This window comes from Rheinheimera mesophila (genome assembly GCF_000986865.1).
Classification (GTDB): domain Bacteria; phylum Pseudomonadota; class Gammaproteobacteria; order Enterobacterales; family Alteromonadaceae; genus Pararheinheimera; species Pararheinheimera mesophila.
Window position 1 is genome coordinate 1 of the sequence record NZ_LAVS01000033.1, and the last position, 26,070, is coordinate 26,070.

Here is a 26,070-nt window from a genome sequence, read left to right on the forward strand (position 1 = left end):
AATTTGGCGGTTCGAAAAAGCCTCCGATTAATCCATTGCAACGCCAACCTATTCATGCACCGCTGGATGTGGGCGTGCGGGCTATCAACAGCATTATTACCGTCGGTAAAGGCCAGCGGATGGGCTTGTTTGCAGGCTCTGGTGTAGGTAAGTCAGTGCTTTTGGGCATGATGACCCGCGGTACTGCCGCTGATGTGATAGTGGTTGGCCTGGTGGGTGAACGGGGCCGTGAGGTGAAAGAGTTTATTGATGAAATTCTGGGCGAAGAGGGGCGCAAACGCTCCGTAGTCGTAGCCGCTCCTGCCGATGTGTCGCCTTTAATGCGGTTAAAAGGCTGTGAAACTGCGGTGCAGGTGGCGGAATATTTCCGTGAGCAGGGGCTGGATGTCTTACTGCTGCTTGATTCCATTACCCGTTATGCGCAGGCACAGCGGGAAATTGCCTTGGCTGTGGGAGAGCCGCCGGCCACTAAAGGCTATCCACCTTCGGTTTTTGCCAAATTACCAGCGCTGGTGGAGCGGGCTGGTAATGGTGCTGCAGGTCAGGGCTCTATTACAGCGTTTTACACTGTGTTGTCTGAGGGGGATGATCTCCAGGACCCTATTGCTGACGCGTCACGCGCTATTCTGGACGGTCACATAGTGTTATCACGTCAGTTGGCCGACAGCGGTCATTTTCCGGCCATAGATATAGAAAAATCCATCAGCCGGGTCATGCCGGCTGTGACCAGTATGGAGCATCAAAAACTGGCCCGTGCTGTAAAACAGCTCTATGCCTCTTATCAGCAAAGCAAAGATTTAATTTCTATCGGTGCTTATGTCAAAGGGGCCGATCCACAACTGGATGCGGCCGTGACTCTGATGCCAAAAATCCGTGGTTTTTTGCAGCAGGAAATGAAAGAAGTGGTGCCTTATGACGAAAGTCTGACACAACTGGATAAACTGTTACCTGCCCATTTAGGACGATAAGTTATGGCATTGGCACAACTTCAGCTATTGGTCAAAGTCCAGCAGGAAAAAGAAGACAAGTTGCAGGCGCAGTACAGAGCTGCGCTGCAGAACTATCAGTCGATGCAACAGAAATATCAGGGCCTGGCAGATTACCGGATTGAATACGTCCAGCAAACCCAAAGTCGGGGTCAGGAAGGCATGGCGAGCCGTCAGTTTAATCAATATCTGAATTTCATCGGCAAATTGGACGCGGCTTTAACAGCGCAGCAACAGTATGTGCAACAGGCTAAAGCCAATGCTGATCAGCGTTTACAGCAACTGCTGGCCATGCAGAAAAAACGTAAGGCCATGGAAATACTGATTGAACGTGAGTTGGCGGAAATACAACGCAAAGCCGACAGGCAGGAACAAAAAATGCTGGATGAAATTGCGACTCAGCAGTTTTTCCGCAGAGTCAGTTAAGTTTGGCGCGTATTTTGTATGTCTTTCGTATCAGAACGAGTGTAAACAGATTTTGTCTGCTCAATACAGGCAAAAAAAACAACAGCAGCAAGTGAGTCACTTGCATCTGGACCGGGGTGACCGATGACTGAAATCTTATCCATGACCATGCTCAGCGCTGAGCCTGTATCTGCGGCAAAGTCGCAGCCTGCCCAGTTGGGTGACACAGCAACAGAACCTGATCAAAGTTTTGCGGCCACCCTGGCAGCAGAGGTCAATGGCAAAGCGTCGGAAAAACCAGGAAAAACCTCCAGCAAAACGCGGCAGAATACTGCCTCTGACCTGCAGGAGAATAAACCAACTCCGTCGGAGCAGAGCACCGCAGCTTCAGAGCAGCAAGATCACAAGCCTGTCAGCGGCAAAGAGTCTGCACAAGGCGATGCGGAAGAACTTGTGTCTGAGGCTTCTGACAAGGTCAAGGTCCAAACTGAAGCCGTTGAGGCTCAAACTGAAGCCGTAGAAGCAGAACATTCGGACTGGTTAAACTTGCTGGATAAAGCAAAAAGTCTGCAGGCGCGCCTGAATAAAGCAGAAGCAGGGGAGGCCAAAGCGGGCTCTGTGGCAGAGGACTCCGGCTTACAAGGGACTAAGGCAAAACAACAACACGAAAAAAACGCAGCGGCAGAGCTGTCCGATGCTGAAGCTGCCGTAGTCTCCAAACTGAAGGCTGCGCAGCAAAAAGATGGGCCTGTAGTGCTAGAGCAAAAGCTGGTATCAGAACAAAACTCAGAACAGCACTTAACGGCCGAAGAGTTGAACGCTTTAAAACTTGTAACTCAATCGGATAAAGCAACGGCAAAAAACCAGACGGCAGATCATGGCTTAACCAAGCTGAGCACAACACAGAATACCGAAACAGAAAGCACAGACAAGCTGGATCAGAAGCGAACGGTACAAAAAGACACGGGGCCTGATCAAAACAAAATCATGGCTCATATTGAAAAACCAGTAAAAGTACGGACTGAGATCACGCAGACCAGCGATACTCTGCAATCACCTGAGGCTGATACTGACATCGAACTGACACTGGTCACAGCGAGCAAAACTCCGCTTCAATCGGAGCAGGCGGCTGTCATACTGAAAGGCGCCACGGGTGCGACAGTCAGCAGCGGGCAGACGGCTGGCAGCAATGACGACACGGACAACGACATGTTGACGGCACAGGCCGCAGCCACAGATGATAAACCCTCAGTTCAGGCCCAAACTGCGGCAGCGTTACTAGCGCCGCAGCCGCAGCAGAACAAAAACTCTGCGACAGAAGCGAAAGTCACGACTGAAGAGTTATTAAAACAACTTCAAACAACTGCGGTCGCAACCCATGCAGAGCAGGGGGCGTCCTCTGGTGAAGCTTCGCAGCAAGGTTCAACTGAAACACTGTTGACAGTGGTTGAGCAGCAAAAAACCAGCACTACCCCGGGAACTGAAGCCAACTCTTTTAGTAACCAGTTGAAGTCTAATCTGGAGAAAGTCAGCTCGGCTATCTCTGTATCGGGTCGTGAATTCGTCGCTGAGTCCAGTCAAAAAGCAGCAGACCAGCTTGGACAAAAGCTCAATCTGATCCAGCCAGAGGCATCGAACCAGTTAAAAGAAAAAATGCTGATGATGGTCAAAGATAAAGTGCATACCGCTGAAATTCGCCTCGACCCATCTGAACTAGGCTCGATGCAGATCAAAATCAGTTTGCAGCAGGATCAAATGTCAGTGCAGTTTATGGTTCAACAGGGCCATGCCAAAGAACTGATGGAGCAACAACTGCCCAAACTTAAGGAACTGCTGCAGCAGCAAGGCATTGAATTAAGTCAGGGCTCGGTCCAGCAACAAAACCCATCGTCTTCAGGCCAGGAAGGAGGGCGTCGCACGGCTGGCGGCCCTGGGGCAGGGACTGGACAAGGGGTGTCAGAAGAACTGACAGAACCTGCTGTTTTGCCACCCAAAGTCTCTGAGCGGGTTGTCGATTATTATGCTTAACGTCGGTGAAAGCTTCACAGCAAAGCATGCTGTGCGTCGGTGTAAGGTGTCGCAGCACAGAAAAGCGGCAGATGCACAGTTAGTGATTGCCTTTGATGAAAGCCAAGGTCAATAATACCACTTCATCACAGCGGATAAGGAATAAACATGGCAGCGGGTAAAGACTTAGAAATTGCTGACGGTCAGGCGAAAAAGAAAAAACTGATCATCATCATTGGTGCAGCGGTACTGCTGGCTATTGTCGCTGTAGCGGCAGTATTGATGATGTCTGGTGATTCGACAGAACCGGCTCCGGCAGAAGCAGGAGCAGCCGAAGCTGCAGTGGCAGCCGATCCAAATGCCACAGCCAACAAAGGGTCAGCTTTGTATGTCAGTATGCCACGGCCTTTTATTTTTAATGTGCCGGGCGCTACCAAAGACCGTCTGGTACAAATTAAGGTGCAGTTGTTAGTGCGTGGCAGTAACAATGAAGAAACAGCCAAAGTGCATATTCCTCTGATTGAGAGTACTTTGTTACGTACCTTCAGCACCAGTAATGCCGAAGAATTGATTACGGTCGAAGGTAAAGAGAATTTGAAGAAAAAAGCACTGAAAGAAGTGCAGGAAGCCTTAGTAGGCGTGGCTGGCAGTGAAGTAGTGGAAGAAGTACTGTTCACTGGCTTTGTGATGCAATAAGAGAGCAACAGCTTGACTGATTTATTGTCCCAGGACGAAATTGACGCGCTACTGCATGGTGTCGATGACGTTGAAGAAGAAGAGGTCGAAGAAAGTGGCGACGGTCGTGGCCGTTCCGCGACTGAATACGACTTTTCCTCTCAGGATCGGATCGTCCGTGGTCGCATGCCCACGCTCGAAATGGTCAATGAACGTTTTGCCCGTCATATGCGGATCAGTTTATTTAACATGATGCGCCGCACCGCCGAAGTGTCGATCAATGGCGTGCAGATGATTAAATTTGGCGAATACGTGCACACCCTGTTCGTACCGACCAGCTTAAATATGGTGCGGTTCCGTCCGTTAAAAGGCACAGGCCTGATTACGATGGAGGCTCGTCTGGTGTTTATTCTGGTGGATAACTTCTTCGGCGGGGATGGGCGTTATCACGCCAAAATCGAAGGCCGCGAATTTACTCCAACCGAACGCCGGATCATCCAGATGCTGTTGAAGCTGATCTTTGAAGATTACAAAGAAGCCTGGGCTCCGGTGATGGACGTATCCTTTGAATACCTCGATTCTGAGGTTAACCCGGCTATGGCCAACATCGTCAGCCCAACTGAAGTGGTGGTGATTAGCTCCTTCCATATCGAGCTCGATGGCGGTGGTGGTGATTTCCATGTGGCGTTGCCTTATTCGATGCTGGAACCTATCCGTGAGTTGCTGGATGCCGGTGTACAAAGTGATAAAGAAGACACCGACTTACGCTGGAGTAAAGCGCTGCGTGACGAAATCATGGATGTCAAAGTGGATTTAACCACCAAGATGCTGGATGTCGATATCACGCTGGAACAGTTAATGAACCTGAAGGCGGGCGACATTATTCCGGTCGAAATGCCGGATCACATTACGGTTTTGATTGAAGACTTACCGACCTACAGAGCCAAATTGGGACGCTCCCGCGATAATGTCGCGTTGAAAATTATCGAAAAAATTAAACGACCTGAGTCCGTGAAATCAGAGATGCATGTGTTCACTAAAGGTGGCCGCCGCCTGGACAGCGATGCAGATATCAGTGAACTGGAAGCGGATTTAAACTTATCTGAACCTGTGGAGAGATAACAATGGCCAATGAACAAGATACCATGGACGAGTGGGCAGCAGCTTTAGCCGAAGCTGAAGGTGATGCTGGAGCTACTGCGGTGGAACTGGACGAACTGAAAGAAGAACCGGCCGCGCTTACCGTCGATGAAAAACGTAAACTGGATACCATTTTGGATATTCCGGTCACTATCTCCATGGAAGTTGGCCGAGCCAAAATCAGTATTCGTAATTTGCTGCAGTTAAATCAGGGTTCTGTGGTTGAGCTGGAGCGTTTGGCAGGTGAACCATTGGATGTGCTGGTCAACGGTACCTTAATAGCGCATGGCGAAGTGGTGGTGGTGAACGATAAATTTGGTATTCGTCTGACCGATGTCATCAGTCAGATTGAACGTATAAAGAAGCTGCGCTGATGCGATTCTTGTCTGTTGCTATAGCCTTAAGTCCGCTCTTTGCCGTCGCTGAAACTGTGACAACAGCAGTGGCTGCGACTCCTACGCCTCAGGGAAATGGGGTCAATGCCATGACCATTATGAATGTGTTTGGCTCCTTAATTGTAGTGCTGGGGTTATTGTTTGGTCTGGCCTGGTTGTATAAAAAACTGGCGATTAAACTACCAGGGTCTAGCCATATCAAAATTGTCAGTTCGGTGATGCTGGGGCCCCGTGAACGTATTCTGGTGATTGAAGTGCAAGGCAAACAACGTGTGTTGGGCGTGACCTCGCAGCAAATTTCTATGTTGTTTGAGTTAGAGCAACCTTTGGTGGACGAGGCACAAACGCCAGACTGGCGTTCTCAGTTTCAGGCCCTTTTACAAAAACAAAAGTCGAAATCTTAATATGTGGCTATTCATTGCGCTTGTTCTGTTCGCTTTCTCTCCTGAGCTGTTGGCACAACAGGGAGGGGGCTTGTCCGCTTTATCGGTCACCACTAACCCTGACGGCTCGCAGGACTACAGTGTGACACTGCAAGTCTTGGCTGTGATGACAGCTCTGAGTTTCATCCCGGCCATGGTCATTATGATGACCTGTTTTACCCGTATTATCGTGGTGCTGGCGATTTTACGTCAGGCCATAGGCCTACAATCGTCCCCGTCTAACCAGGTATTGATTGGTATCACCTTGTTTATGACTTTCTTTATTATGGCGCCGGTGTTTGATGAGGTGAATCAAAAAGCCCTCCAACCTTATCTGGCTGAGCAAATGACCTCGATTCAGGCTTTTGATGAAGCGATAAAGCCAATGAAAGCTTTTATGTTGCATCAAACGAGGATGAAAGATTTAGAAACTTTTGCTGAAATTGCGGGCACGCCCAAGGTCGATAATGTGGCGGATTTACCCATTACAGTGGTGATCCCGGCTTTTGTCACCAGTGAGCTGAAAACCGCTTTTCAAATTGGTTTTATGATTTTTATTCCGTTTTTGATCATCGATTTAGTCGTCGCCAGTATTTTGATGGCTATGGGGATGATGATGTTATCCCCGATGATTATTGCCTTGCCCTTTAAACTGATGATGTTTGTATTAGTCGATGGCTGGTTGCTGGTGATGGGGACCTTAGCCACCAGTTACGGAGTGGGGACATGAGTCCAGAGGTTTTTGTTGATATCTTAAGCGACGCACTTTGGCTGGTGATTTTAATTGTCTCCATGGCCATTATCCCGTCACTGATTGTCGGCCTGATTGTGTCTATTTTTCAGGCCGCGACCTCTATCAACGAACAAACCTTAAGCTTCTTACCCCGTTTAATTGTGACATTACTCGCGCTGATGTACGGTGGTCATTGGTTAACGCAAACCCTGATGGATTACACCGAAAAGCTTTATCTGAGTATTCCAACGGTAGTCAGTTGATGGAATACCCACTGCAGCAGCTCCTTCAGGTTATTGCCGATTTTATGCTGCCTTTTGCCCGCGTCTCCGCCATGATGTTTATCATGGTCGCTTTTGGTGCCAAAAATATTCCAACCCGGGTGAAAGCGGCATTTTGTGCTGCATTTATTGTGATGATTATGCCCGTGGTGCCACCGGTGAAAGATGTCAATCTGATGTCGCTGAATCTGGTGGTGCAGATGATCCAGCAAATCATTATTGGATTGGCAATAGGTTTTATCTCGCAAATTTTTGTGCAGGCTTTTGTCACCGCAGGGCAAATACTGGCGACTCAAACCGGCTTAGGCTTTGCCGCTATGGCGGACCCGGCCAACGGTGTGTCTGTGCCGGCTATAGGTCAGTTTTACCTGATTTTAGCCACCTTGTTATTTTTGGTGTATGACGGCCATCTGATTATGTTTCAGATGGTGGTGTTCAGTTTTGAATCCTTGCCCATTGATGGGCAGTGGATGGACGTAAATAAATACTGGCAAGTGGCCGAATTTGGCGGCTGGATCATTGCCACAGCCCTTGCTATTACGCTGGCACCTGTAACCGCTATGCTGGTGGTCAATATCGCTTTTGGAGTTTTAACCCGCACTGCACCACAGTTGAATATCTTCTCTATAGGTATGCCGATCAGTATGTTGGCCGGATTACTTATTATGTGGCTGACGATGGATACCTTTTTGTTTCATTTTAACCTGAACTGGCAGCATGGTATCGAATACACCTGCAAGTTGATTGGCTGTTAGGAGTCGCTTATGGCAAGCTCAGGTCAGGAAAAAACCGAAGAACCCACCAGTAAAAAACTCGAAGACACCCGAAAGAAAGGTCAGGTGGCGCGCTCCCGCGATCTGGCTACTTTTGCCGTGTTGGTGGGCAGCAGTGCCGGTATTCTGATTTTTGGCAAAGAAATAGCGGCCTCTGTACTGGACGTCTGTCGTCGTTTGTTGTCATTGGACGAAAAAGACATTTTTAATCCCTATTCGATGTTCGCGGTCTGGGACGAAGCTTTAATTGAATTATTTCCGGGGTTATTGAAGTTTTTCCTGCTGATTTTGCTGGCGGCCTATGTCGGCAGCGTACTGATTGGCGGTTATAACTTCACCTGGCAAGCTGTAGGTTTTAAGTGGAGTAAAATGAGCCCGCTGGCCGGTATCAAACGCATGTTTGGTATGCAGGCTATGGTGGAACTGATTAAAAGTATCGCCAAGGTACTGGTGATTGGTGGCTTAACTTTTGCGTTGTTGTCCACCTTCTTTGACGACATTATGGCCTTGTCGCTGATGACCAATCCTGAGGACATTTTTGCATCCGCCGAAATTCTGGCCTGGACCTTTTTTGGTATTTGTTTCAGCGTGATTGTTATAGCCGCTATCGATGCGCCTTATCAGATGTGGAAACACCATAAAGAATTAAAAATGACACTGCAGGAAGTAAAAGATGAATACAAAAACTCGGAGGGGGACCCCAGAGTCAAAGGCCGTATTCGTAGTTTACAATACCAGGCAGCCCGTCGCCGTATGATAGCTGCAGTGCCTACGGCTGATGTGGTGGTGACCAACCCAACACACTTTGCGGTAGCGCTGAAGTACGATCAGGCTAAATTCCGGGCTCCTGTGGTGGTGGCTAAAGGTGCAGATGAAGTGGCCTTATACATCCGGCGTTTAGCCGAAGAAAATAAAGTGCCTGTGCTGGAGTCACCAGCGTTGGCCCGTTCTATTTTTTATACCACAGAGTTGGATCATCCTATTCCGGAACAATTATTTGCTGCCGTGGCGCAGGTATTGGCTTATGTCTATCAGTTGAATATGTTCAAAAAAGGCAAAGGGAAACGCCCGAAAAATCTGGCGAAAGACTTACCTATTCCAGACGATTTCCGCCACTAACCATGGAAGCAGAGCACATGATTACATGCTAATGTGATCAGCCGCCATTTTTATGGAACGCTTTTTGTATAACAGCCTGTAGCGTCAGTAATTTGTCAGGCTTGTTATGTCGATGACCCAAATGTTTTCCCGCGTTAATCCAGAAGTTTGGTCTTATGCCAAAGGCGTTGGCACGCCGTTAATGATCCTGGCAGCGCTTGCTATGGTGGTGCTGCCTTTACCTCCATTGATGCTGGATATCCTGTTTACCTTTAATATTACCTTAGGTCTGGTGGTGCTCTTAATCACCATCTACACCAGAAAGCCTCTTGATTTTGCCATTTTTCCCAGCGTGATCCTGGTCGCCACTATTTTGCGGTTAACTTTGAATATCGCCAGTACCAGGGTGATTTTACTGGAAGGCCACAATGGCCCTGATGCTGCAGGTAAAGTGGTTGAAGCTTTTGGTGAAGTGGTGATAGGCGGCAACTACGCGGTAGGTTTTGTGGTGTTTATCATCCTCGTGATCATCAATATGATGGTGGTTACCTCTGGTGCTGCCCGTATATCTGAAGTGACAGCCCGTTTTACCCTCGACGCTATGCCGGGTAAACAAATGGCGATCGATGCTGACTTAAACGCTGGTTTTATCGATGCGGAAGAAGCGCGTCGTCGGCGTGAAGAGATTGGCGAAGAAGCTGATTTTTATGGCTCGATGGACGGTGCCAACAAGTTTGTCAAAGGTGACGCCATGGCCGGTATTGTTATCATGGTGATCAATATCATCGGCGGATTGGTCATCGGTGTATTGCAGCATGATTTACCATTTATGGAAGCGGTGGAAATCTATACCTTACTGACCATAGGTGATGGTCTGGTGGCTCAGATCCCCGGCTTGTTGTTATCTGTCGGCACGGCCATCATCGTCACCCGTCAAAACAAAGAAGGTGATTTCGGCACACAGATGGCGGGTCAGTTCAGCAATGTGAAGGTCCTGGTCATCGCTACAGCTATTTTGGTCATTATGGGCATAGTGCCGGGCATGCCGCATATCGCCTTCTTAACTTTAGCTGCCATAGTGGGGGGGGCGGCTTATTATCTGTACCGGGTCGAGAACCCGAGTGCTGAAAAAGCGGCTGCAATTAAAAAAGCCGAGCTGACCACACCGGTCGAGATGGCCCCTGTCAAAGAGATTGGCTGGGACGATGTGCAGCCGGTCGACACTATAGGCCTGGAAGTTGGCTATCGCCTGATCCCGCTGGTTGATAAAGCGCAAGGCGGCGAATTGCTGACCCGTATTAAAGGGGTTCGGAAAAAACTATCGCAGGAGCTCGGTTTCCTGATTCCGGCAGTGCATATCCGTGACAACCTGGATTTAGAGCCGAACACCTATCGCGTCACTATGATGGGCGTGACGACTGGCGAGTCCGAGCTGCGGCATGACAATGAGCTGGCGATTAACCCAGGTCAGGTATTTGGCACAGTCAAAGGGATAGCCACGAAAGACCCTGCTTTTGGTTTAGAAGCGGTTTGGATAGCAAAAAATCAGCGCGAACACGCGCAAACTCTGGGTTATACCGTGGTGGATGCGGCAACAGTGGTGGCGACCCATTTAAGCCAGATTTTAACCAATAATGCGGCTCAATTGCTGGGGCATGAGGAAGTGCAGAATCTGCTGGATATGCTGGCAAAATCGTCCCCTAAACTGGTCGATGCGTTAGTACCAGATACCTTACCGCTGACTGTGGTGGTGAAAGTGCTGCAGAATCTGTTGCATGAAGGCGTGCCTATCCGTGATATGCGCACCATAGTGCAAACTCTGGTCGACTATGGCTCGAAGAGTCAGGATGTTGACGTGTTAACGGCCTCCTGTCGTGTGGCGTTAAAACGACTGATTATTCAGGAAGTAGTAGGCAGTGCGCCAGAAGTTCCAGTGATCACCTTTGCGCCTGATTTAGAGCAGATGTTACATCAATCAATGCAATCAGCGGGTAACGACGGCGCAGGCATTGAGCCTGGCCTTGCAGAGCGGATCCAGCAGTCTTTAGCTACTGCCTCTCAAAATCAGGAATTAGCTGGTGAGCCCGCGGTTTTATTAACTTCCGGTATTCTGCGATCAGTTATGGCACGATTCGTGAAGTACAGTATTCCAGGATTACGGGTTTTGTCCTACCAAGAGATCCCTGACAACAAACAAATCCGGATTGTCAGTGTGGTAGGCCAGTCGAATTAGGAGTTAAGCTATGAAAATCAAACGCTTTGTTGCCAAAGATATGCGTACCGCTCTGACAGAGGTCAAAGAGTTTTTAGGCCCTGATGCCATTATTCTGTCGAATAAAAAAGTGGCCGGCGGCGTTGAAATAGTAGCGGCCATAGACCCGGAAGCCGCGCCAACAGTGGCCAAGGCTGAACCTGCTGCGAAAGCCCAACCTGCCGCGCAAGCTGCGGTAGGCAGTCGTTTGAATATCAAAGTCGATGATGAACCAGAGCAGGCGCCAGCCGATTCTCTGCAAGCCTTGTTGGCCCGTCAAATCAGCAAACAACCCGCAGCCACCCAAGCCGCTTCTGCCAATAAAATGGCGGCTGCAAAAACCGCGGCGGCCACCAGTGCACTATTTTCGGTTGCAAATTCAACACCTTCTGACAACGAACGTCAATCTTCCGGCACCACTGCGGTGAATTTGAGCGAACTGACCCGTTATCAGGAGCAACAAGCCAAACTGATGCAAAAACAGTTCGATGCGATGCGCAGTGAAATGTCATCAATGAAACAACTGTTGCAACATCAGGTCTCAGGTTTGATGTGGCAGGATTTAGCCCGTCGTGAACCTGTGCGCGCTCTGGTGATCGAAAAGTTACTGGATCTGGGGTTGTCCGAGCCTGTGGCTGATCAAATTGCCTGTTTTATGCCTGAGGATATCAATGATGCCGAGGCCTGGGACAGTGCCTTAGAGTTGTTAACCGGCCAGTTGATTACCACCAACGACGATATTATGCGTCGTGGTGGCGTTGTGGCTCTGGTTGGTCCTACAGGTGTGGGCAAAACCACTACTGTAGCTAAACTGGCGGCTCAGTTTGCCAAACGTCATGGTGCCGATCAGGTGGCCTTAATCACAACCGATTCATTCCGCATTGGTGCCTACGAGCAGTTAGCCACCTTCGGCCGTATTATTGGGTGTCCGGTGAAGCAGGTGAAAGACAGCGAAGAGTTAGCGACACTGTTAAATCAGTTACAACAACGTAAACTCATTCTGATCGACACCGCGGGTATGAGTCAGCGCGACGTCCGTCTTGCTGAAAAACTTGCGTCTTTAATGCATAATTCGCGTGTCAAAATAAAAAGTTATCTGGTATTGTCTGCAACATCCCAAGCTCGCGTGATGCAGGAAACCGTTGAACATTTCAAACGTATTCCATTAGCGGGTTGTATTTTCACCAAACTTGATGAATGCTTAAGTTTGGGAGAAATCATTAACGTGGCAATACAAAATGCGTTGCCGGTCAGTTATTTGACTCAGGGCCAACGGGTTCCTGAAGACATCGAAATGGCTGATGCGAAAACAATGGTTGCCAAGGCAGAGCAGTTACGGATCTCTAACAGTAGTACGGGCTATCAGTGGTATGCAGATACGACGGCCCGGGTGGAAGGAACCTATGCATAATCTTCCGATGAATGATGATCAAGCCAGTGGCCTGAGACGAATGAAGCAACAACAGCAACAACAAATAGTGAAAGTCATAGCCGTGACAGGCGGGAAAGGGGGCGTTGGCAAAACCAACGTGACGCTGAATCTTGCTATGTCGATGTCTCAGCTTGGCAAAAAGGTATTAGTGCTGGACGCTGACCTGGGGTTAGCGAACTGTGACGTCATGCTGGGGCTTCGTGTCCAGAAAAATTTATTTCATGTGTTGTCCGGCGAAGCTGAACTGGACGATATTCTGATTGATGGCCCATTTGGTATTAAAATTGTCCCTGCAACTTCGGGCACTCAATCGATGACCGAATTAAAGCCAGTCGAACATGCTGGTCTTATCCGTGCTTTTAGCGAAATGCGCACCCGTTTTGATATTTTACTGGTCGATACCGCCGCTGGTATTTCTGACATGGTGCTGAGTTTTTCCCGTGCTTCACAAGACGTGCTGGTGGTGGTGTGTGACGAACCGTCGTCCATTACAGATGCCTATGCTTTAATGAAAATTTTGAGTCGTGAACATGGTGTGCAACGCTTTAAAATTGTTGCCAACATGGTACGCAGTTTAAAAGAAGGGCAGGAGTTGTTTGCGAAGTTAAGCCGGGTAACAGACCGTTTTTTAGATGTCAGTCTGGAGCTGGTGGCCACTATTCCTTTTGATGAAAATGTCAGAAAAGCGGCGCGCAAACAAAAAGCTTTTGTCGACGCTTTTCCAAAAACTCCAGCTTCTTTGGCAATTCGCACCCTGGCTACCCGTGCAATACAGTGGCCTGTACCACCTGTTGCCTCAGGGCACCTGGAATTTTTTCTGGAGCAACTGGTACACCAACCTGAAGCGAGAGGTCTGGTTTGAATAGTAAACTCGCGGCCTACGGCGCCGCTGATCATTTGACACAAATGGTGGAACGGCATGCACCTTTGGTAAAGCGCATTGCCTACCATCTGTTAGCCCGCTTACCGGCCAGTGTGTTAGTGGACGACTTAATTCAGTCCGGCATGATAGGCTTGATTGAAGCGGCGAAAAACTTTGATGGCAGTAAAGGGGCCAGCTTTGAAACTTTCGCCGGTATTCGTATCCGTGGCTCTATGCTCGATGAAATCCGTCGGGGCGACTGGACGCCGCGCTCTGTTCACCGCAATTCCCGCATGATAGCAGAAGCTATTGCCGAGCTTGAATCCGAACTGGGTCGTGATGTAAAAGATAGTGAAGTTGCTGAAAAACTTGATATATCTTTAGATGAGTATCATCATATGCTCAGTGACGCCAGCAGTGGTCGCATTATTGGTATCGAAGATCTGGGCATCTCTGATGATGTGTTAGTGACGGCAAATGATAAAGATGATGATCATTTGTACGAACAACAGGCAACTGATGCATTTCAACAGGCGTTGATAAAAAATATCAGTAGCTTACCGGAGCGAGAAGCGATAGTGTTGTCGCTGTATTATAATGACGAACTAAATTTGAAAGAGATTGGCGCTGTGCTGGATGTCAGCGAGTCCAGGGTCAGTCAGATTCATAGTCAGGCGCTGGTGCGCTTGCGCTCCAGGATGCAGGATTGGTTGTAATAGTTTGAGTTAGTCCAGCTTGGGCTCTCACCGGAGGGGATTTTGGATAAGAATATGAAAATTCTTGTGGTTGATGATTTCTCAACCATGAGACGCATTATAAAAAACCTGTTAAGAGATCTTGGCTTTACCAACGTCTCAGAAGCCGACGATGGCAGCACCGCCTTACCTATGCTGCAAAACGGTGATTTTGATTTTGTAGTTACAGACTGGAACATGCCAGGCATGCAGGGTATCGATTTGTTACGTGCAATTCGTGCTGACGCTAAACTGAAGCATATTCCTGTGTTGATGGTTACTGCGGAAGCAAAAAAGGAACAAATCATCGCCGCTGCACAGGCGGGTGTGAATGGATACATAGTCAAACCTTTTACTGCTGCAACCTTACAGGAAAAACTGGCTAAAGTATTTGAACGCCTGGGTTAAACCGTAACTGACAAAGGAGTACACCATGTCTGTAGCTACGGCACCCTTGATTTCTTTAGAGCAAGCCCGTGAACTGGTTCAATTACTGGAATTCGGTGAAACTGAAGCCGCAAACGAACTGGTGCAACAGCTGGCTGTACCGGGCTCCTCCGAGTTATTTGCCGAGGTTGGAAAACTAACCCGGCAACTGCACGACTCGCTAAAAAGCTTCCAAATTGACCCGTCCTTAAGTTCTTTGCTGGAAGATGATATTCCGGATGCAAAAAAACGGCTGAATCATGTTATTGATATGACTGAGCAAGCCGCGAACAAAACCATGGATGCGGTCGAAAACTGTCTTCCTATCGCGGATGAACTCAATACCCAGTTGCAATCTATTTTACCAAAATGGCAAAAGCTGATGAGTCGCGACTTAAAAGTCGGAGAGTTCAAGACGTTATGCCACAATCTTGACGGCTTTTTGCATCAGGCCACCGGAAACTCTGCTACCTTACATGCACTGCTGACCGAAGTCTTAATGGCTCAGGATTATCAGGATTTAACAGGGCAGATATTACGTCGCGTGATTGAATTGGTCCGGGAAGTCGAAGACAGCTTAATTGGTTTATTAACAGCCTTTGGCCAAACCAATCTGAGTATGGAAGAGCGTCCTGCGGCCGTATCGAAAAAACCAAAAGCAGGCCACGAAGCTGAAGGTCCTATCATCGACGCCGCAGAGCGTGATGATGTAGTGACAGGTCAGGATGATGTGGACGATCTATTATCAAGTTTAGGTTTCTAAAAGGGGAGCTGTAGCATGGGCTTTGATTTAGATGAGGATATTTTACAGGATTTCCTAGTCGAAGCCGGCGAGATCCTTGAACTGCTGCAAGAGCAGTTGGTTGAGCTGGAAAATAATCCGGATGACGCAAATTTATTAAATGCCATTTTCCGTGGTTTCCACACTGTCAAAGGTGGCGCTGGATTTTTATCGCTGACAGAGTTAGTGGATGCCTGTCATGGCGCCGAAAACGTGTTCGATATTCTGCGTACCGGCAAACGTCGTGTCACACCGGAATTAATGGATGTTATTTTACAGGCGCTGGATGCGGTCAATGCGATGTTTGCTGATGTGCAAAACCGCGAGCCTCTGACACCAGCCGATCCCGCCATTATTGATGCCTTACACCGTCTGAGTATGCCAGAGTCTGAAGACGAACTGGCTCAGCATGCGGCCGCTGCAGCACCTGAACCAGAGCCAGAACCTGAAATCAGCATGGAAGAATTTGATGCAGTCGTCGAATTTGCTGCGGTTCCTGCGGTGGAGAGCTCGTCCTCGATCGACGAAATCAGTGAAGATGAATTTGAGTCTTTACTGGATGAACTGCATGGTAAAGGCGCTCCGGGCCGTGATACCTCAGCGAATCTGCCGCCACCCGCAACCAAGGAAACGGCCAGCGAAGATATTACCGACGATGAATTTGAAGCTATTTTAGATCAGCTACACGGCCATGGTTCTTTTATCCCTGGTGAAGTGGCCGCTAAAGCGTCGGAAAAAGCCCCTGCCAAACCAGAAGAAAAAACGCAAGCAACAGCAGGTGACGATATCTCCGAAGACGAGTTTGAATCGCTGTTGGATGAATTACATGGCAAAGGCAAAGCGCCTGTAGGCCCAGCCGAAGTTGCTGCGAAAACACCACCTGCAGCCAAAGTTCCTGAGCCAGCTAAGGCCGCAACGCCAGCAGCGGCGACTGCGGCAGCGACGCCAAAAGCAGCACCTGTCGCTGCAGCGCCCAAAGATCCGGACGCCGATCCGAAAGCGGCGGCAAACCAGCCTGAAACCACAGTTCGGGTTGATACCAAACGTTTGGATCAGATCATGAATATGGTGGGTGAACTGGTACTGGTACGTAACCGTCTGGTCAGTTTGTCGGGCTCAGCACAAAATGAAGAAATGAGCAAAGCTATTGCGAATCTGGATGTCGTCACCGCTGACTTGCAAGGCGCTGTGATGAAAACCCGGATGCAGCCGATTAAGAAGGTATTTGGTCGTTTCCCACGGGTTGTTCGTGACTTAGCCCGTTCGCTGCAAAAGGACATTAACCTGGAGCTGGAAGGCGAAGAAACCGATTTAGATAAAAACCTGGTGGAAGCGTTGGCCGACCCATTAGTCCACTTAGTGCGTAACTCGGTGGATCACGGGATTGAAATGCCGGATGTCCGGGTGAAAGCGGGCAAGCCTCGCACAGGTCAGGTTCGGTTAGCGGCCTCTCAGGCCGGTGATCATATTTTACTGACCATTCAGGACGACGGTGCCGGTATGGATCCGGAAAAGTTGAAAGCTATCGCCATCAAACGGGGTGTGCTGGAGCCGGATGCCGCAGCCCGGATGTCTGATACTGAGGCCTTTAATCTGATTTTTGCGCCAGGCTTCTCCACCAAAGAGCAAATTTCTGATATTTCTGGCCGTGGCGTGGGTATGGACGTGGTGAAAACCAAAATCACCCAACTCAACGGCACTGTGCATATTCACTCCAAACTGGGACAGGGCACTTTATTAGAAATTAAGGTGCCGCTGACGCTGGCTATACTGCCAACTCTGATGGTGGTTGTCGGCGAGCAAACCTTTGCATTACCACTAGCTACGGTCAATGAAATTTTCCATCTGGACTTAGCCAAAACCAACAATGTCGACGGTCAGTTGACTATTGTCGTGCGCAACAAAGCCATTCCGCTGTTTTATCTCGAGCACTGGCTGGTGAAAGGTTCAAGTAAGAAAATACGTCGTGAACAAGGCCATGTGGTGATAGTACAAATCGGTACTCAACAAATTGGTTTTGTGGTGGACTCTCTGATTGGTCAGGAAGAGGTAGTGATTAAGCCTTTGGATGCTTTATTGCAAGGCACTCCGGGTATGGCGGGCGCTACTATCACTTCAGACGGCGGTATCGCGCTGATCCTGGACGTGCCTAACCTGCTGAAGCATTATGCCAAACGTTCTAAAATCAAATTTGATCGCTTTGACAAATTCTCAGCTTAAGAGAGTGACCTATGACCATAAGGGTATTAGTTGTTGATGACTCCAGTTTTTTCCGTCGCCGTCTGACGGAAATACTGAGTCAGGATGCCGAGTTAGAGGTCATTGCCACCGCCAATAATGGGAAAGAGGCGGTGGAAAAAGCCTTAGCCTTGCGACCAGACGTGATCACGATGGACATTGAAATGCCGGTCATGGATGGTATTTCTGCGGTGCGTGAGATCTTAAAGGTTCAGCGCACTCCTATTCTGATGTTTTCGTCTTTGACTCATGAAGGGGCCAAGGCGACTTTAGATGCGCTGGAAGCTGGTGCTATCGATTTTCTGCCGAAAAAATTCGAGGATATTGCCCGCGATAAAGCTGAAGCGGCTGATGTGCTGCGCCAGCGAGTCAAGACAGTAGCCAGACGCAGAGTGATCAGCCGACCGTCCAGTGTATCCGGATCTGCAACTTCGTCATTCGCATCCCGCCCTGCGCCACCTGCCGCAGCCAGCGCTGCAACGGTAACTACCAGAGCACCTTTAGCGCAAAGCCTGGCGGCCAAAGCATTAGCCGAGCGGGCTGAATTGCAAAACAGGGCTGCTGAGCGGGCCGACCCACAGCGCAGTGCTCCGTTTGAACCCAGTGGTAAGCATTATAAATTGGTTGCCATTGGCACCTCTACGGGGGGACCGGTCGCGCTGCAGCAGATTATTACTGCTTTACCAGCGAATTTTCCTTTGCCTGTTGTGCTGATTCAGCATATGCCAGCAGCCTTTACCGGCGCTTTTGCCAGCAGGTTAAATGGTTTAGCCAAGATTGAAGTGAAAGAGGCTGCCGACAACGATGTATTGCGCCCCGGTGTGGCTTATCTGGCGCCAGGCGGTAAACAAATGCTGCTCGATGGTACCGAACATCAGGCCAGATTGCGGGTGCGGGAGGATGATTCTCCGCGTATTACCTTTAAGCCCAGCGTTGACATCACTTTTGGCACAGCAGCCAAGGTTTTTAACGACAAAGTGCTGGCCATAGTACTGACCGGCATGGGGTCTGACGGCCGGGAAGGCGCTCGTTTATTGAAGCAGTCCGGTTCCAGGATCTGGGCGCAGGACGAGGCCAGTTGTGTGGTCTATGGCATGCCACAGGCAGTCACAGCAGCGGGTTTAACTGATGTTGAAGTAGCCTTGTCAGAAGTAGCAGCTCGTATTATTGCTGAAGTAGGTCATGGATAAGCTTACTCTTGCCGGCATTCTGATCGTTGTAGTGGCCATAGTGGGTGGATTCAGCCAGGAAGGCGGCGATGTGTTTACTTTGTTGCATTGGCCGGCTTTTTGTATCGTGTTTGGTGGCACCTTTGGCGCTGTACTGATCCAAAGCCCTGCTTCACAGTTTCGTTTGGGGATGAGTTTATTACCCTGGGTGATAAAACCACCAAAGCTCGACTTTGACCGTACCATTGAACGTATGACTCAGTGGGGGCATGCGGCGCGTCTACAGGGGTTTTTGTCGTTAGAGTCTGATGCGCTGAACGAAGAAGAGCCGCTGCTCAGACGTGGTTTAAATTTGCTTGTCGATGGCACCGAAGCCAAAGTGCTGCAGGATATTCTGGATGCTGAGCTGCATCTGGAAAAAGAGCGCTTGCTACGCGCCGCTAAAGTGTTTGAAGCTATGGGCGGTTATAGTCCGACTATAGGTATAGTTGGCGCTGTGCTTGGCCTGATTCTGGCGTTGTCCAACATCTCGAACCCGGATGAATTAGGACAAGGTATAGCCACAGCTTTTGTTGCAACCATCTATGGTGTCGGTCTGGCTAATTTTGTATTTATCCCTGTGTTTAACAAGATCAGAGTACTGGTTGAAGAGCGCGCTCTGTTTCATTCGATGGTGATTGAAGGTTTGTGTTCTATCGCGCTGGGAGAAAATCCGCGTAGCGTGGAGTCCAAACTTCAGGCCTATAGGGCAGATTAAATGTACAGGCCACGCCGTTCTGCCGCTGCAGAAGCGGATAAATCAGATACAGAACGTTGGCTCGTATCCTACGCCGACTATATGACCCTGTTATTTGCGCTTTTTGTGGTGTTGTATTCGATGGCGACCATGGAGAAAGAGCAGTTCAGTAAATTGCAGGACACCATCTCAAAGGTGTTTATTGAAGCGACAGACCAGCAGGAGAAGGGCATTCAGGGGCAGTCTGTGCAACCCGATATCTATCCTCAGAGCGATTTTGAATTGTATGGCTCTGGATTAGAACAGGCGACAGGGCCGACTTTATTGGCAGACAACGCTAAACTGGAACTAATTGACAGGACAAAATTGGGTAGTCCTTTAGTTGCGGTACAAAAAGAGATCAACAGAGCTTTGCGCAGTCTGGTGGAATCAGGCCTGGCGAAGGTCACACTGCAGGATGACTGGCTGACCCTTGAACTGAACAGTGGTTTATTGTTCAGTAGCGGTAGTGCCGTCTCTACCAGTTCGGCTTCTGCTGTCATGACGGAACTGACAACTATCCTGGAGCAGACCAACAATTTTATCCGGGTGCGGGGTTATACTGACTCAGTGCCCATTCGCACTGAACAATTTCCGTCAAACTGGGAATTGTCGGTTGCCAGAGCGGCGTCTATAGTCCGCTTATTGGAGCAGTCCGGTGTGGCACCAGAGCGAATGGCTATCGAGGGCTATGGGCAATATGCTCCTTTTGCCGAAAATACCACAGCTCAGGGACGCAGCCAGAACCGCAAAGTGGTGATAGCTCTGTCAAAATATGCCTACGAGCCAGTGGCAAAACCAATAGCTGAACCGGTGCAGGCACAAAGTGCGACCGAAGAAGCAGCCGAACAGGCTGTAGAGCAAGAGCAAAACAAAATACGGGTGATCCGCTTACCTCACGGTGGGATAAGGATCACAACCAGACCGCCGGAACCAGGCGAAGAAGAACCACCTATACAACAGCGGGAACAGTAAATTGGTTGTTTGGACTATCGCAAATCAAAAGGGTGGGGTTGGCAAAACGACCACTACCGTAACCTTAGGCGCTTTGCTTGCACAGCGTGGTCATCGTGTTTTACTGATCGACACAGACCCTCATGGTTCTTTGACCTACTACTTTGGTATTGATGCTGAAGAGCTTGAAGTCAGTGTGTACGATATTTTCCTGCGCGGTAAAGACATTACCGGTGAAGAAATTTTGCAATCCATGTGTCCAAGCGGTATGCCGAATCTGGATATTTTGCCTACCTCTATGGCGCTGGCCACCCTAGACCGCTCTCATGGTCAACAAGGGGGGATGGGTCTTATTCTGAAAAAGGCTCTGCAAAAAATAGAAAACGATTACGACTATGTGCTGATTGACTGCCCTCCTGTGATAGGTGTGCTGATGGTCAATGCGATGGCCGCCTGTGATCGCATTCTGATCCCGGTGCAAACCGAGTTTCTGGCTTTAAAAGGCCTGGATCGGATGATTGCGACTATGCAACTGATGCACAGTTCGTCACCGCAGGATTATGCGTTTACCATTATCCCGACTATGTACGATAAAAGAACCAAGGCGTCGCTGGATGCTTATAAAGCATTAAAAGCTCAGTATCAGGACAGAGTCTGGTCGGCCGTTATACCTATAGACACTAAATTCCGTGATGCCAGTTTAGCTCAGACTCCTCCTCCGGTCTTCGCACCCAAATCGCGTGGGGTTTTTGCTTACAATACCTTGCTGACCTATTTACTCCAGTTAGCGCCGGAGAACTAAGATGAGCGATTTGCAAGCCAGCCAAAAAGTCATGAAGCATTACTTAAATGCTTTATTGACAGATGATGTGGTCGAGACGCCTATTCAGGACGCAAAGAAACAGCAACTGAATGAACTGCTGGCTCCGGTATCAGCACCTGTGAAAGCCGCTGTGAGCGCCAAACCTGTAGTTGTAGCACCAGTGACAGCTCCGGTTGTGAAAGCTGCTGCTGTTGCGCCTGTCACTCCTGTAATCGAACAAGTGCAGGTTACAGCGCAGGCTCCTGCAGTCAAAGCTGCTGCGCCTGTGGTAAAAGACTACAGAAAAGGTCGTTTTCAGGCGCTGTTTTTTACGGTGGCGGGTTTAAAAGTTGCCCTACCTCTGAAAGCGCTCGGCGGTATTCATAAAATTATGCCGATCAAGTCTTTGCCTGGTCAGCCAGAATGGCTCAAAGGTGTGATGCTCTACCGCGAGCAAAAAATTAATGTGGTCGACACTGCACTTTGGGTGATGCCAGAAAAATATGATCAGGGACTGGCAGAAAAGCTAAACTATCAATATGTTATTATGCTGGGCAATAGCCATTGGGGCCTGGCTTGTGATACGTTAGTTAACACCATTGCGTTAGAGCAAGATGACGTGAAGTGGCGGGAAACCGAAGGCAAAAGGCCATGGCTCGCTGGTTTAATTAAACAACATATGTGTGCTTTGCTGGATGTCGATGCCCTGATTGCCCTATTGGCAAAGGGAATGAACAGCCAACACTGATTGAATCGTAAAGAATTTAACTTTTGGGTAGGAGCTCGGCATGAGTAATTTAACAGCACAATCCGCTAAATCAAAAGAAGTCACAGACTTAGTGCTGCAATGGGTAACTTTTAAACTGCAGGAAGAAACCTACGGTATAAACGTGATGCAGGTGCAGGAAGTGTTGCGCTACACCGACATAGCTCCTGTCCCTGGCGCACCGGATTATGTGATGGGCATTATCAACCTGCGTGGTAATGTGGTTACTGTGATTGATACCCGTGCCCGTTTTGGTTTACCTCCTTCCGAAGTGACAGACAACAGCCGTATTGTGATTATCGAGTCCGAGCGTCAGGTTATAGGGATCATGGTCGACAGCGTGGCTGAAGTGGTGTATCTGAAACAATCTGAAATTGATACAGCACCAAACGTGGGTACAGACGAAAGTGCCAAGTTTATTCAGGGCGTCTCGAACCGCGATGGAGAGTTGCTGATCCTGGTCGATCTGAATAAGTTACTGTCCGACGATGAATGGGAAGAGATCCGTAGTATTTAATGGCTAATGTTCTGACTGAGTTTTCATGGCTATGGCTGCTGGGGATCGCAGCCATTTTATTGCTGTCTGTGGTGATGGCTGTTATCGCTTCGCGCCAGGCCCGGAAGCTGCTAGCCATTATCAATGAAAACGCCGCTGCCAGTTGGCAGCAGCAACAAAATCTCCAACAGCTACAGCAACAACTGGAACAGCAGACGCAACAGTTAAAACGCTGCTATCAGGATATTGAAGAGCTGCGTTCCACCGTCATTGGTGTGGGACAACGTGTGCTCAGTCTGGAAAGTCATTTAGGACAAGGTATGCAGCAGGTGGCTGAACTTGCTGAGCAACAAAAATCTTTGCATTTGTTTGATCCGGAATCAAAAATTTACAGTAGGGCCATGAAGATGGTTCAGATGGGGGCTAGTCTGGACGAAATTATGCTCGAATGTGAATTACCCCAGGCCGAAGCCGAACTGCTTTTTAATCTTCACAAACAGCCTAAATAAGCTGACTGTTATCACTTTGGATTGCTTGTCAATTCAATTGGTTTTTACTGTTACACCATGTTGCATTTTTATTTCCTTCTGTTTGCCTTATAGAAAATGCGATGAGTTTTCTGGCGAAATAAGCAGAGTTGTCTAGACTCACGTGGGAATTACCCGCAAGGAGTCACTATGAAAAACAAGATCTTAGGTAACTTACCGCTCAGCCTCATTGCCTGTGCGGTTTTAGCAGGATGTGGTTCAGACGATAAAGACGAATTACCCACGGTATCTGTTGCTGCTGCAGTTTCATTAAAAGAAAGCCGAACAACGACCATAGCTGCAACAGCAGACGATGATGACGATACCATCAGCTATAGCTGGACTCAGGTGTCTGGCCCAACGCTCTCGCTGACGAATACAACTACTGCGACTGTCGGTGTCACTGCGCCTGCAGTAAGCGCCAACGCTGCTGCCGTGTTGCGCGTGACCGTTACAGACGAGGGCAACCAAACGGCCAGCGCAGATGTCACTATTAACATCGCCAATAATCTAGTGCCCACAGCCACAGCGGCTTTTGAGCCTGCAGCGGAAAAATCTGACGTGACCTTAACTGCTACTGCTGCAGATGCAGACGGTGAAGTTGAAACTTACAGTTGGATACAAACCTCAGGTACTCCCGTCACATTAACAGGAGCTGATACTGCAACACTGAGTTTTACTGCGCCCAGCGTGACAGAAGATACCGAGTTAGGCTTTAGTCTTACTGTGACTGACGATGACGACGAAGCTGCAACTATCACAGGTGTGGTCACAGTAACCCCCGTAATGACGACCTTTACTGTGTCCGGAACTGTATCCGAAGCCGCTTTTGCCAATGCCACAGTCACAGGTACTTTGGCGGGGCAGACCTTTACTGCAACAGCAGACGCTAATGGTGCTTTTAGTTTGCCACTGCAAGCGGATGACGACGAAACCAACCTTTTTGCTGATATCAGAGCCAGCTCTGTCACTACAGCAGGGTTGGAGTACTATAAATTTGTACCCAGCCTGACTGCTGATGTCACAGAAGCCGCTGCAGGCTCTTTCACGACAAAACTATCTTCGGCCATCGCAGGTTTATTTAATGTGCAACCGCTGGCCGAAGGGGATAGTCCAAATACCATCTCCATTAATGCGGTTTCTACGGCATTGTATTCGCTGATAGTCGCAGCCAATGGCGGAACAGCGCCTACTAATCTGGATAGCTTTACCTTAGTTGAAAAATCAGTCAGTCCGGATGAGCTGATTGAAGCTGCTGCTGTGGTCAAACTGGTTACCCAGGGTGGTGTTTTTGCCTTGCCTGAGGGGGTTACAAATGTTCTTGAATTACTGACAAACACTGAAGCCTACAACAATTATGTGGCTGCAGCCGAAGCAGAAGACCCCAATATCATCACCGATACGATTGATGAGATCATCGCTGATCCTGAACTGACTCCTCCGGTGGATGAAAGCAGTCTGGCCAGCACTTATTTCGAAGTTTATCCGGCTGCGGACGGTTTCTTGTCACGTGGTGGTAACAGGTATGACTTTAATGAAGATGGGACAGGGGCTGAGGTGTTCAGCGCTGGAGTTCATGACTTTGACTGGAGTCTGGTGGACGGCAAAGTCGAGATCACCTATGCAGGAACGACCAGTTCTACCTACTTCCCAACTGTAACTGTAGGTTTGTTTGGATTAACTCAGGAGCAGGTGAACCAACTTAACCAGGCTGGTTACTTTCAGGTTGAAGCGAAACAGACCCCTTTAACTGCAAGCCTGACCCGCATCATACAGGGTGAAAAAACGGATACCTACCGCGTGGTTTCTACCGGAACCAGAGCTATGGTTCCGGTAACTTTGCCCGGAGGAGTGGTGATCAACCCGGAACCAGTCAGTTATGAGGTGACAGAAGATCAGTTGCTGCGTAATGCGGACAAATTGGCGGATCTGAAATTTACTGCAGCAGAGCTGGATGGTGAATGGGTATTTGAACACTATTACTACGCAGGCGACGAGGGCTTCGGTTACGCCAATATGTTTGCCGATATCTTTGACATGAGCGCAGATGGTACTGGTGTGGCGCTGGAGAATGACAAGCCATTCAGTTGGGCGCTGGATGAGACAGGTTTACTGACCTTCAGCTTTGAGGATGGCTCTTACACTGAAATCATCAAGCTGGATCAGGTTGGAACTGATGTCCAGGTATTTAGTGCTTCTTACGATACAGAAGGCAATTTAGTTGCGGCAGATGCTGATTATGCACTGAAACTTGATGGCAGTGATTTCAAGGACTTTGATCAGACCAATCCGGAAGATATGTATTGGAATACCACTATCAACACATGGACTAAAGACTCATGGGATGGTGATACGCTGCTGTGGGATAATGGGTTCGCTTACTTTGGTTGGCAGTTGCTTGAAGATGGTACAGGTTATCAGATGGGAAGTTTCGAGATGTCGCCGCCAGACTTTGAGCCTGTTTTCAACACACCTTTAGGCTGGACAAAAGACCCTATTTCTGAGGATGAGTCTATTGTCTCTATCAACCGCTGGATGTGTGCTGATGATAATACTAAACCTTGTGCACAGCGGCAGTGGCGTTTACTCAAGTCAACCGATGGCATCTTAGGCCCACGTATCTACGTGTTTGAGGTGGAAGACCGCAGGATTAACAGTACTTCACCCTGGTTTATTGCCAGTGGGCTTGGACCTCGTATCAATATTTACGAGGAAATAAGCTTCGATTACTGGAATGAAACGGCGGTGACTGAAGAAGCTGCGATCAGTGGCTTAGTCAAGGGTATGAGTTTTACCTCCACCAAGAAACCTGTGGCCCGGACTTTGGTTGAACCCAATCAAAAACCTGAACAGGGGATCTAAGTAAGCTTACAGCGTTTACAATGGGGTTAGGGCATACACTAGCCCCATTTTTATTATGGACCAGCACCTAAGGACAACTT

The 26,070-nt window shown here is 48.8% G+C and carries 26 protein-coding genes; all 26 read left to right on the top strand.

Features of this window, described 5'->3' with window-relative positions:
* Positions 1–968 (top strand): FliI/YscN family ATPase (locus SD53_RS11335; RefSeq protein WP_046520352.1); only part of this gene is annotated, 968 nt, incomplete at its 5' end.
* Between the two features lie 3 nt (positions 969–971).
* Positions 972–1,412, top strand: coding sequence for a flagellar export protein FliJ (gene fliJ / locus SD53_RS11340; RefSeq protein ID WP_046520353.1), 441 nt, complete (start codon positions 972–974; stop codon positions 1,410–1,412).
* A 123-nt stretch (positions 1,413–1,535) separates the two neighbouring features.
* Complete coding sequence (locus SD53_RS11345; RefSeq protein ID WP_046520354.1) at positions 1,536–3,419, top strand: flagellar hook-length control protein FliK; 1,884 nt, start codon at positions 1,536–1,538, stop codon at positions 3,417–3,419.
* Positions 3,420–3,566: 147 nt separating this feature from the next.
* On the top strand, positions 3,567–4,094 hold the full coding sequence (fliL, locus tag SD53_RS11350) for a flagellar basal body-associated protein FliL (protein WP_046520355.1): 528 nt from the start codon (positions 3,567–3,569) through the stop codon (positions 4,092–4,094).
* A gap of 12 nt (positions 4,095–4,106) precedes the next feature.
* Positions 4,107–5,195, top strand: a complete 1,089-nt coding sequence (fliM, locus tag SD53_RS11355) for a flagellar motor switch protein FliM (protein ID WP_046520356.1) — start codon at positions 4,107–4,109, stop codon at positions 5,193–5,195.
* Positions 5,196–5,197: 2 nt separating this feature from the next.
* The gene (gene fliN / locus SD53_RS11360) at positions 5,198–5,587 is read left to right on the top strand and encodes a flagellar motor switch protein FliN (RefSeq protein WP_046520357.1); all 390 of its coding nucleotides are present in this window, start codon (positions 5,198–5,200) and stop codon (positions 5,585–5,587) included.
* On the top strand, positions 5,587–6,012 hold the full coding sequence (gene fliO / locus SD53_RS11365; RefSeq protein ID WP_052749356.1) for a flagellar biosynthetic protein FliO: 426 nt from the start codon (positions 5,587–5,589) through the stop codon (positions 6,010–6,012). The genes fliN and fliO overlap by 1 nt, the downstream gene beginning before the upstream one ends.
* A gap of 1 nt (position 6,013) precedes the next feature.
* The gene (gene fliP, locus SD53_RS11370) at positions 6,014–6,760 is read left to right on the top strand and encodes a flagellar type III secretion system pore protein FliP (RefSeq protein WP_046520358.1); all 747 of its coding nucleotides are present in this window, start codon (positions 6,014–6,016) and stop codon (positions 6,758–6,760) included.
* On the top strand, positions 6,757–7,026 hold the full coding sequence (fliQ, locus tag SD53_RS11375; protein WP_046520359.1) for a flagellar biosynthesis protein FliQ: 270 nt from the start codon (positions 6,757–6,759) through the stop codon (positions 7,024–7,026). Before fliP ends, fliQ begins: the two co-directional genes overlap by 4 nt.
* Positions 7,026–7,799, top strand: a complete 774-nt coding sequence (gene fliR / locus SD53_RS11380; RefSeq protein WP_046520360.1) for a flagellar biosynthetic protein FliR — start codon at positions 7,026–7,028, stop codon at positions 7,797–7,799. The genes fliQ and fliR overlap by 1 nt, the downstream gene beginning before the upstream one ends.
* Before the next feature lie 9 nt (positions 7,800–7,808).
* Positions 7,809–8,936 (top strand): flagellar biosynthesis protein FlhB, encoded by a 1,128-nt coding sequence (flhB, locus tag SD53_RS11385; RefSeq protein ID WP_046520361.1) that lies wholly within the window; start codon positions 7,809–7,811, stop codon positions 8,934–8,936.
* 106 nt (positions 8,937–9,042) lie between these two features.
* The gene (gene flhA / locus SD53_RS11390) at positions 9,043–11,148 is read left to right on the top strand and encodes a flagellar biosynthesis protein FlhA (protein WP_046520362.1); all 2,106 of its coding nucleotides are present in this window, start codon (positions 9,043–9,045) and stop codon (positions 11,146–11,148) included.
* 10 nt (positions 11,149–11,158) lie between these two features.
* Complete coding sequence (flhF, locus tag SD53_RS11395; protein ID WP_046520363.1) at positions 11,159–12,577, top strand: flagellar biosynthesis GTPase FlhF; 1,419 nt, start codon at positions 11,159–11,161, stop codon at positions 12,575–12,577.
* A complete protein-coding gene (locus SD53_RS11400) occupies positions 12,570–13,460 on the top strand; it encodes a MinD/ParA family protein (RefSeq protein WP_046520364.1) in 891 nt (296 codons plus the stop codon). Before flhF ends, SD53_RS11400 begins: the two co-directional genes overlap by 8 nt.
* On the top strand, positions 13,457–14,176 hold the full coding sequence (locus SD53_RS11405; protein WP_046520365.1) for an RNA polymerase sigma factor FliA: 720 nt from the start codon (positions 13,457–13,459) through the stop codon (positions 14,174–14,176). The genes SD53_RS11400 and SD53_RS11405 overlap by 4 nt, the downstream gene beginning before the upstream one ends.
* A 54-nt stretch (positions 14,177–14,230) precedes the next feature.
* Complete coding sequence (cheY, locus tag SD53_RS11410) at positions 14,231–14,602, top strand: chemotaxis response regulator CheY (protein ID WP_008898490.1); 372 nt, start codon at positions 14,231–14,233, stop codon at positions 14,600–14,602.
* Positions 14,603–14,627: 25 nt separating this feature from the next.
* Positions 14,628–15,383 (top strand): protein phosphatase CheZ, encoded by a 756-nt coding sequence (locus SD53_RS11415; protein WP_046520366.1) that lies wholly within the window; start codon positions 14,628–14,630, stop codon positions 15,381–15,383.
* Between the two features lie 15 nt (positions 15,384–15,398).
* Positions 15,399–17,621 (top strand): chemotaxis protein CheA, encoded by a 2,223-nt coding sequence (locus tag SD53_RS11420; RefSeq protein WP_046520367.1) that lies wholly within the window; start codon positions 15,399–15,401, stop codon positions 17,619–17,621.
* Between the two features lie 11 nt (positions 17,622–17,632).
* Positions 17,633–18,829, top strand: a complete 1,197-nt coding sequence (locus tag SD53_RS11425) for a protein-glutamate methylesterase/protein-glutamine glutaminase (RefSeq protein ID WP_046520368.1) — start codon at positions 17,633–17,635, stop codon at positions 18,827–18,829.
* On the top strand, positions 18,822–19,565 hold the full coding sequence (locus tag SD53_RS11430) for a flagellar motor protein (protein WP_046520369.1): 744 nt from the start codon (positions 18,822–18,824) through the stop codon (positions 19,563–19,565). The genes SD53_RS11425 and SD53_RS11430 overlap by 8 nt, the downstream gene beginning before the upstream one ends.
* Positions 19,566–20,558, top strand: a complete 993-nt coding sequence (locus SD53_RS11435) for a flagellar motor protein MotB (protein WP_046520370.1) — start codon at positions 19,566–19,568, stop codon at positions 20,556–20,558.
* 1 nt (position 20,559) lies between these two features.
* Positions 20,560–21,339, top strand: coding sequence for a ParA family protein (locus SD53_RS11440; protein WP_046520371.1), 780 nt, complete (start codon positions 20,560–20,562; stop codon positions 21,337–21,339).
* A 1-nt stretch (position 21,340) separates the two neighbouring features.
* Entirely contained in the window at positions 21,341–22,087 is a 747-nt protein-coding gene (locus SD53_RS11445; RefSeq protein ID WP_046520372.1) for a chemotaxis protein CheW, read from the top strand.
* A 40-nt stretch (positions 22,088–22,127) separates the two neighbouring features.
* Complete coding sequence (locus SD53_RS11450; RefSeq protein WP_046520373.1) at positions 22,128–22,622, top strand: chemotaxis protein CheW; 495 nt, start codon at positions 22,128–22,130, stop codon at positions 22,620–22,622.
* On the top strand, positions 22,622–23,110 hold the full coding sequence (locus tag SD53_RS11455; protein ID WP_046520374.1) for a DUF2802 domain-containing protein: 489 nt from the start codon (positions 22,622–22,624) through the stop codon (positions 23,108–23,110). The genes SD53_RS11450 and SD53_RS11455 overlap by 1 nt, the downstream gene beginning before the upstream one ends.
* A 168-nt stretch (positions 23,111–23,278) precedes the next feature.
* Positions 23,279–25,990 (top strand): PKD domain-containing protein, encoded by a 2,712-nt coding sequence (locus SD53_RS11460; protein ID WP_046520375.1) that lies wholly within the window; start codon positions 23,279–23,281, stop codon positions 25,988–25,990.
* Positions 25,991–26,070 lie beyond the last annotated feature (80 nt).

Bases quoted from the DNA above. Each gene is read 5' to 3' on its own strand.
- fliJ (WP_046520353.1), top strand. From the start codon at position 972: ATGGCATTGGCACAACTTCAGCTATTGGTCAAAGTCCAGCAGGAAAAA.
- SD53_RS11345 (WP_046520354.1), top strand. From the start codon at position 1,536: ATGACTGAAATCTTATCCATGACCATGCTCAGCGCTGAGCCTGTATCT.
- fliL (WP_046520355.1), top strand. From the start codon at position 3,567: ATGGCAGCGGGTAAAGACTTAGAAATTGCTGACGGTCAGGCGAAAAAG.
- fliN (WP_046520357.1), top strand. From the start codon at position 5,198: ATGGCCAATGAACAAGATACCATGGACGAGTGGGCAGCAGCTTTAGCC.
- fliO (WP_052749356.1), top strand. From the start codon at position 5,587: ATGCGATTCTTGTCTGTTGCTATAGCCTTAAGTCCGCTCTTTGCCGTC.
- fliP (WP_046520358.1), top strand. From the start codon at position 6,014: ATGTGGCTATTCATTGCGCTTGTTCTGTTCGCTTTCTCTCCTGAGCTG.
- fliQ (WP_046520359.1), top strand. From the start codon at position 6,757: ATGAGTCCAGAGGTTTTTGTTGATATCTTAAGCGACGCACTTTGGCTG.
- fliR (WP_046520360.1), top strand. From the start codon at position 7,026: ATGGAATACCCACTGCAGCAGCTCCTTCAGGTTATTGCCGATTTTATG.
- flhB (WP_046520361.1), top strand. From the start codon at position 7,809: ATGGCAAGCTCAGGTCAGGAAAAAACCGAAGAACCCACCAGTAAAAAA.
- flhA (WP_046520362.1), top strand. From the start codon at position 9,043: ATGTCGATGACCCAAATGTTTTCCCGCGTTAATCCAGAAGTTTGGTCT.
- flhF (WP_046520363.1), top strand. From the start codon at position 11,159: ATGAAAATCAAACGCTTTGTTGCCAAAGATATGCGTACCGCTCTGACA.
- SD53_RS11400 (WP_046520364.1), top strand. From the start codon at position 12,570: ATGCATAATCTTCCGATGAATGATGATCAAGCCAGTGGCCTGAGACGA.
- cheY (WP_008898490.1), top strand. From the start codon at position 14,231: ATGAAAATTCTTGTGGTTGATGATTTCTCAACCATGAGACGCATTATA.
- SD53_RS11415 (WP_046520366.1), top strand. From the start codon at position 14,628: ATGTCTGTAGCTACGGCACCCTTGATTTCTTTAGAGCAAGCCCGTGAA.
- SD53_RS11420 (WP_046520367.1), top strand. From the start codon at position 15,399: ATGGGCTTTGATTTAGATGAGGATATTTTACAGGATTTCCTAGTCGAA.
- SD53_RS11425 (WP_046520368.1), top strand. From the start codon at position 17,633: ATGACCATAAGGGTATTAGTTGTTGATGACTCCAGTTTTTTCCGTCGC.
- SD53_RS11430 (WP_046520369.1), top strand. From the start codon at position 18,822: ATGGATAAGCTTACTCTTGCCGGCATTCTGATCGTTGTAGTGGCCATA.
- SD53_RS11435 (WP_046520370.1), top strand. From the start codon at position 19,566: ATGTACAGGCCACGCCGTTCTGCCGCTGCAGAAGCGGATAAATCAGAT.
- SD53_RS11445 (WP_046520372.1), top strand. From the start codon at position 21,341: ATGAGCGATTTGCAAGCCAGCCAAAAAGTCATGAAGCATTACTTAAAT.
- SD53_RS11450 (WP_046520373.1), top strand. From the start codon at position 22,128: ATGAGTAATTTAACAGCACAATCCGCTAAATCAAAAGAAGTCACAGAC.
- SD53_RS11455 (WP_046520374.1), top strand. From the start codon at position 22,622: ATGGCTAATGTTCTGACTGAGTTTTCATGGCTATGGCTGCTGGGGATC.
- SD53_RS11460 (WP_046520375.1), top strand. From the start codon at position 23,279: ATGAAAAACAAGATCTTAGGTAACTTACCGCTCAGCCTCATTGCCTGT.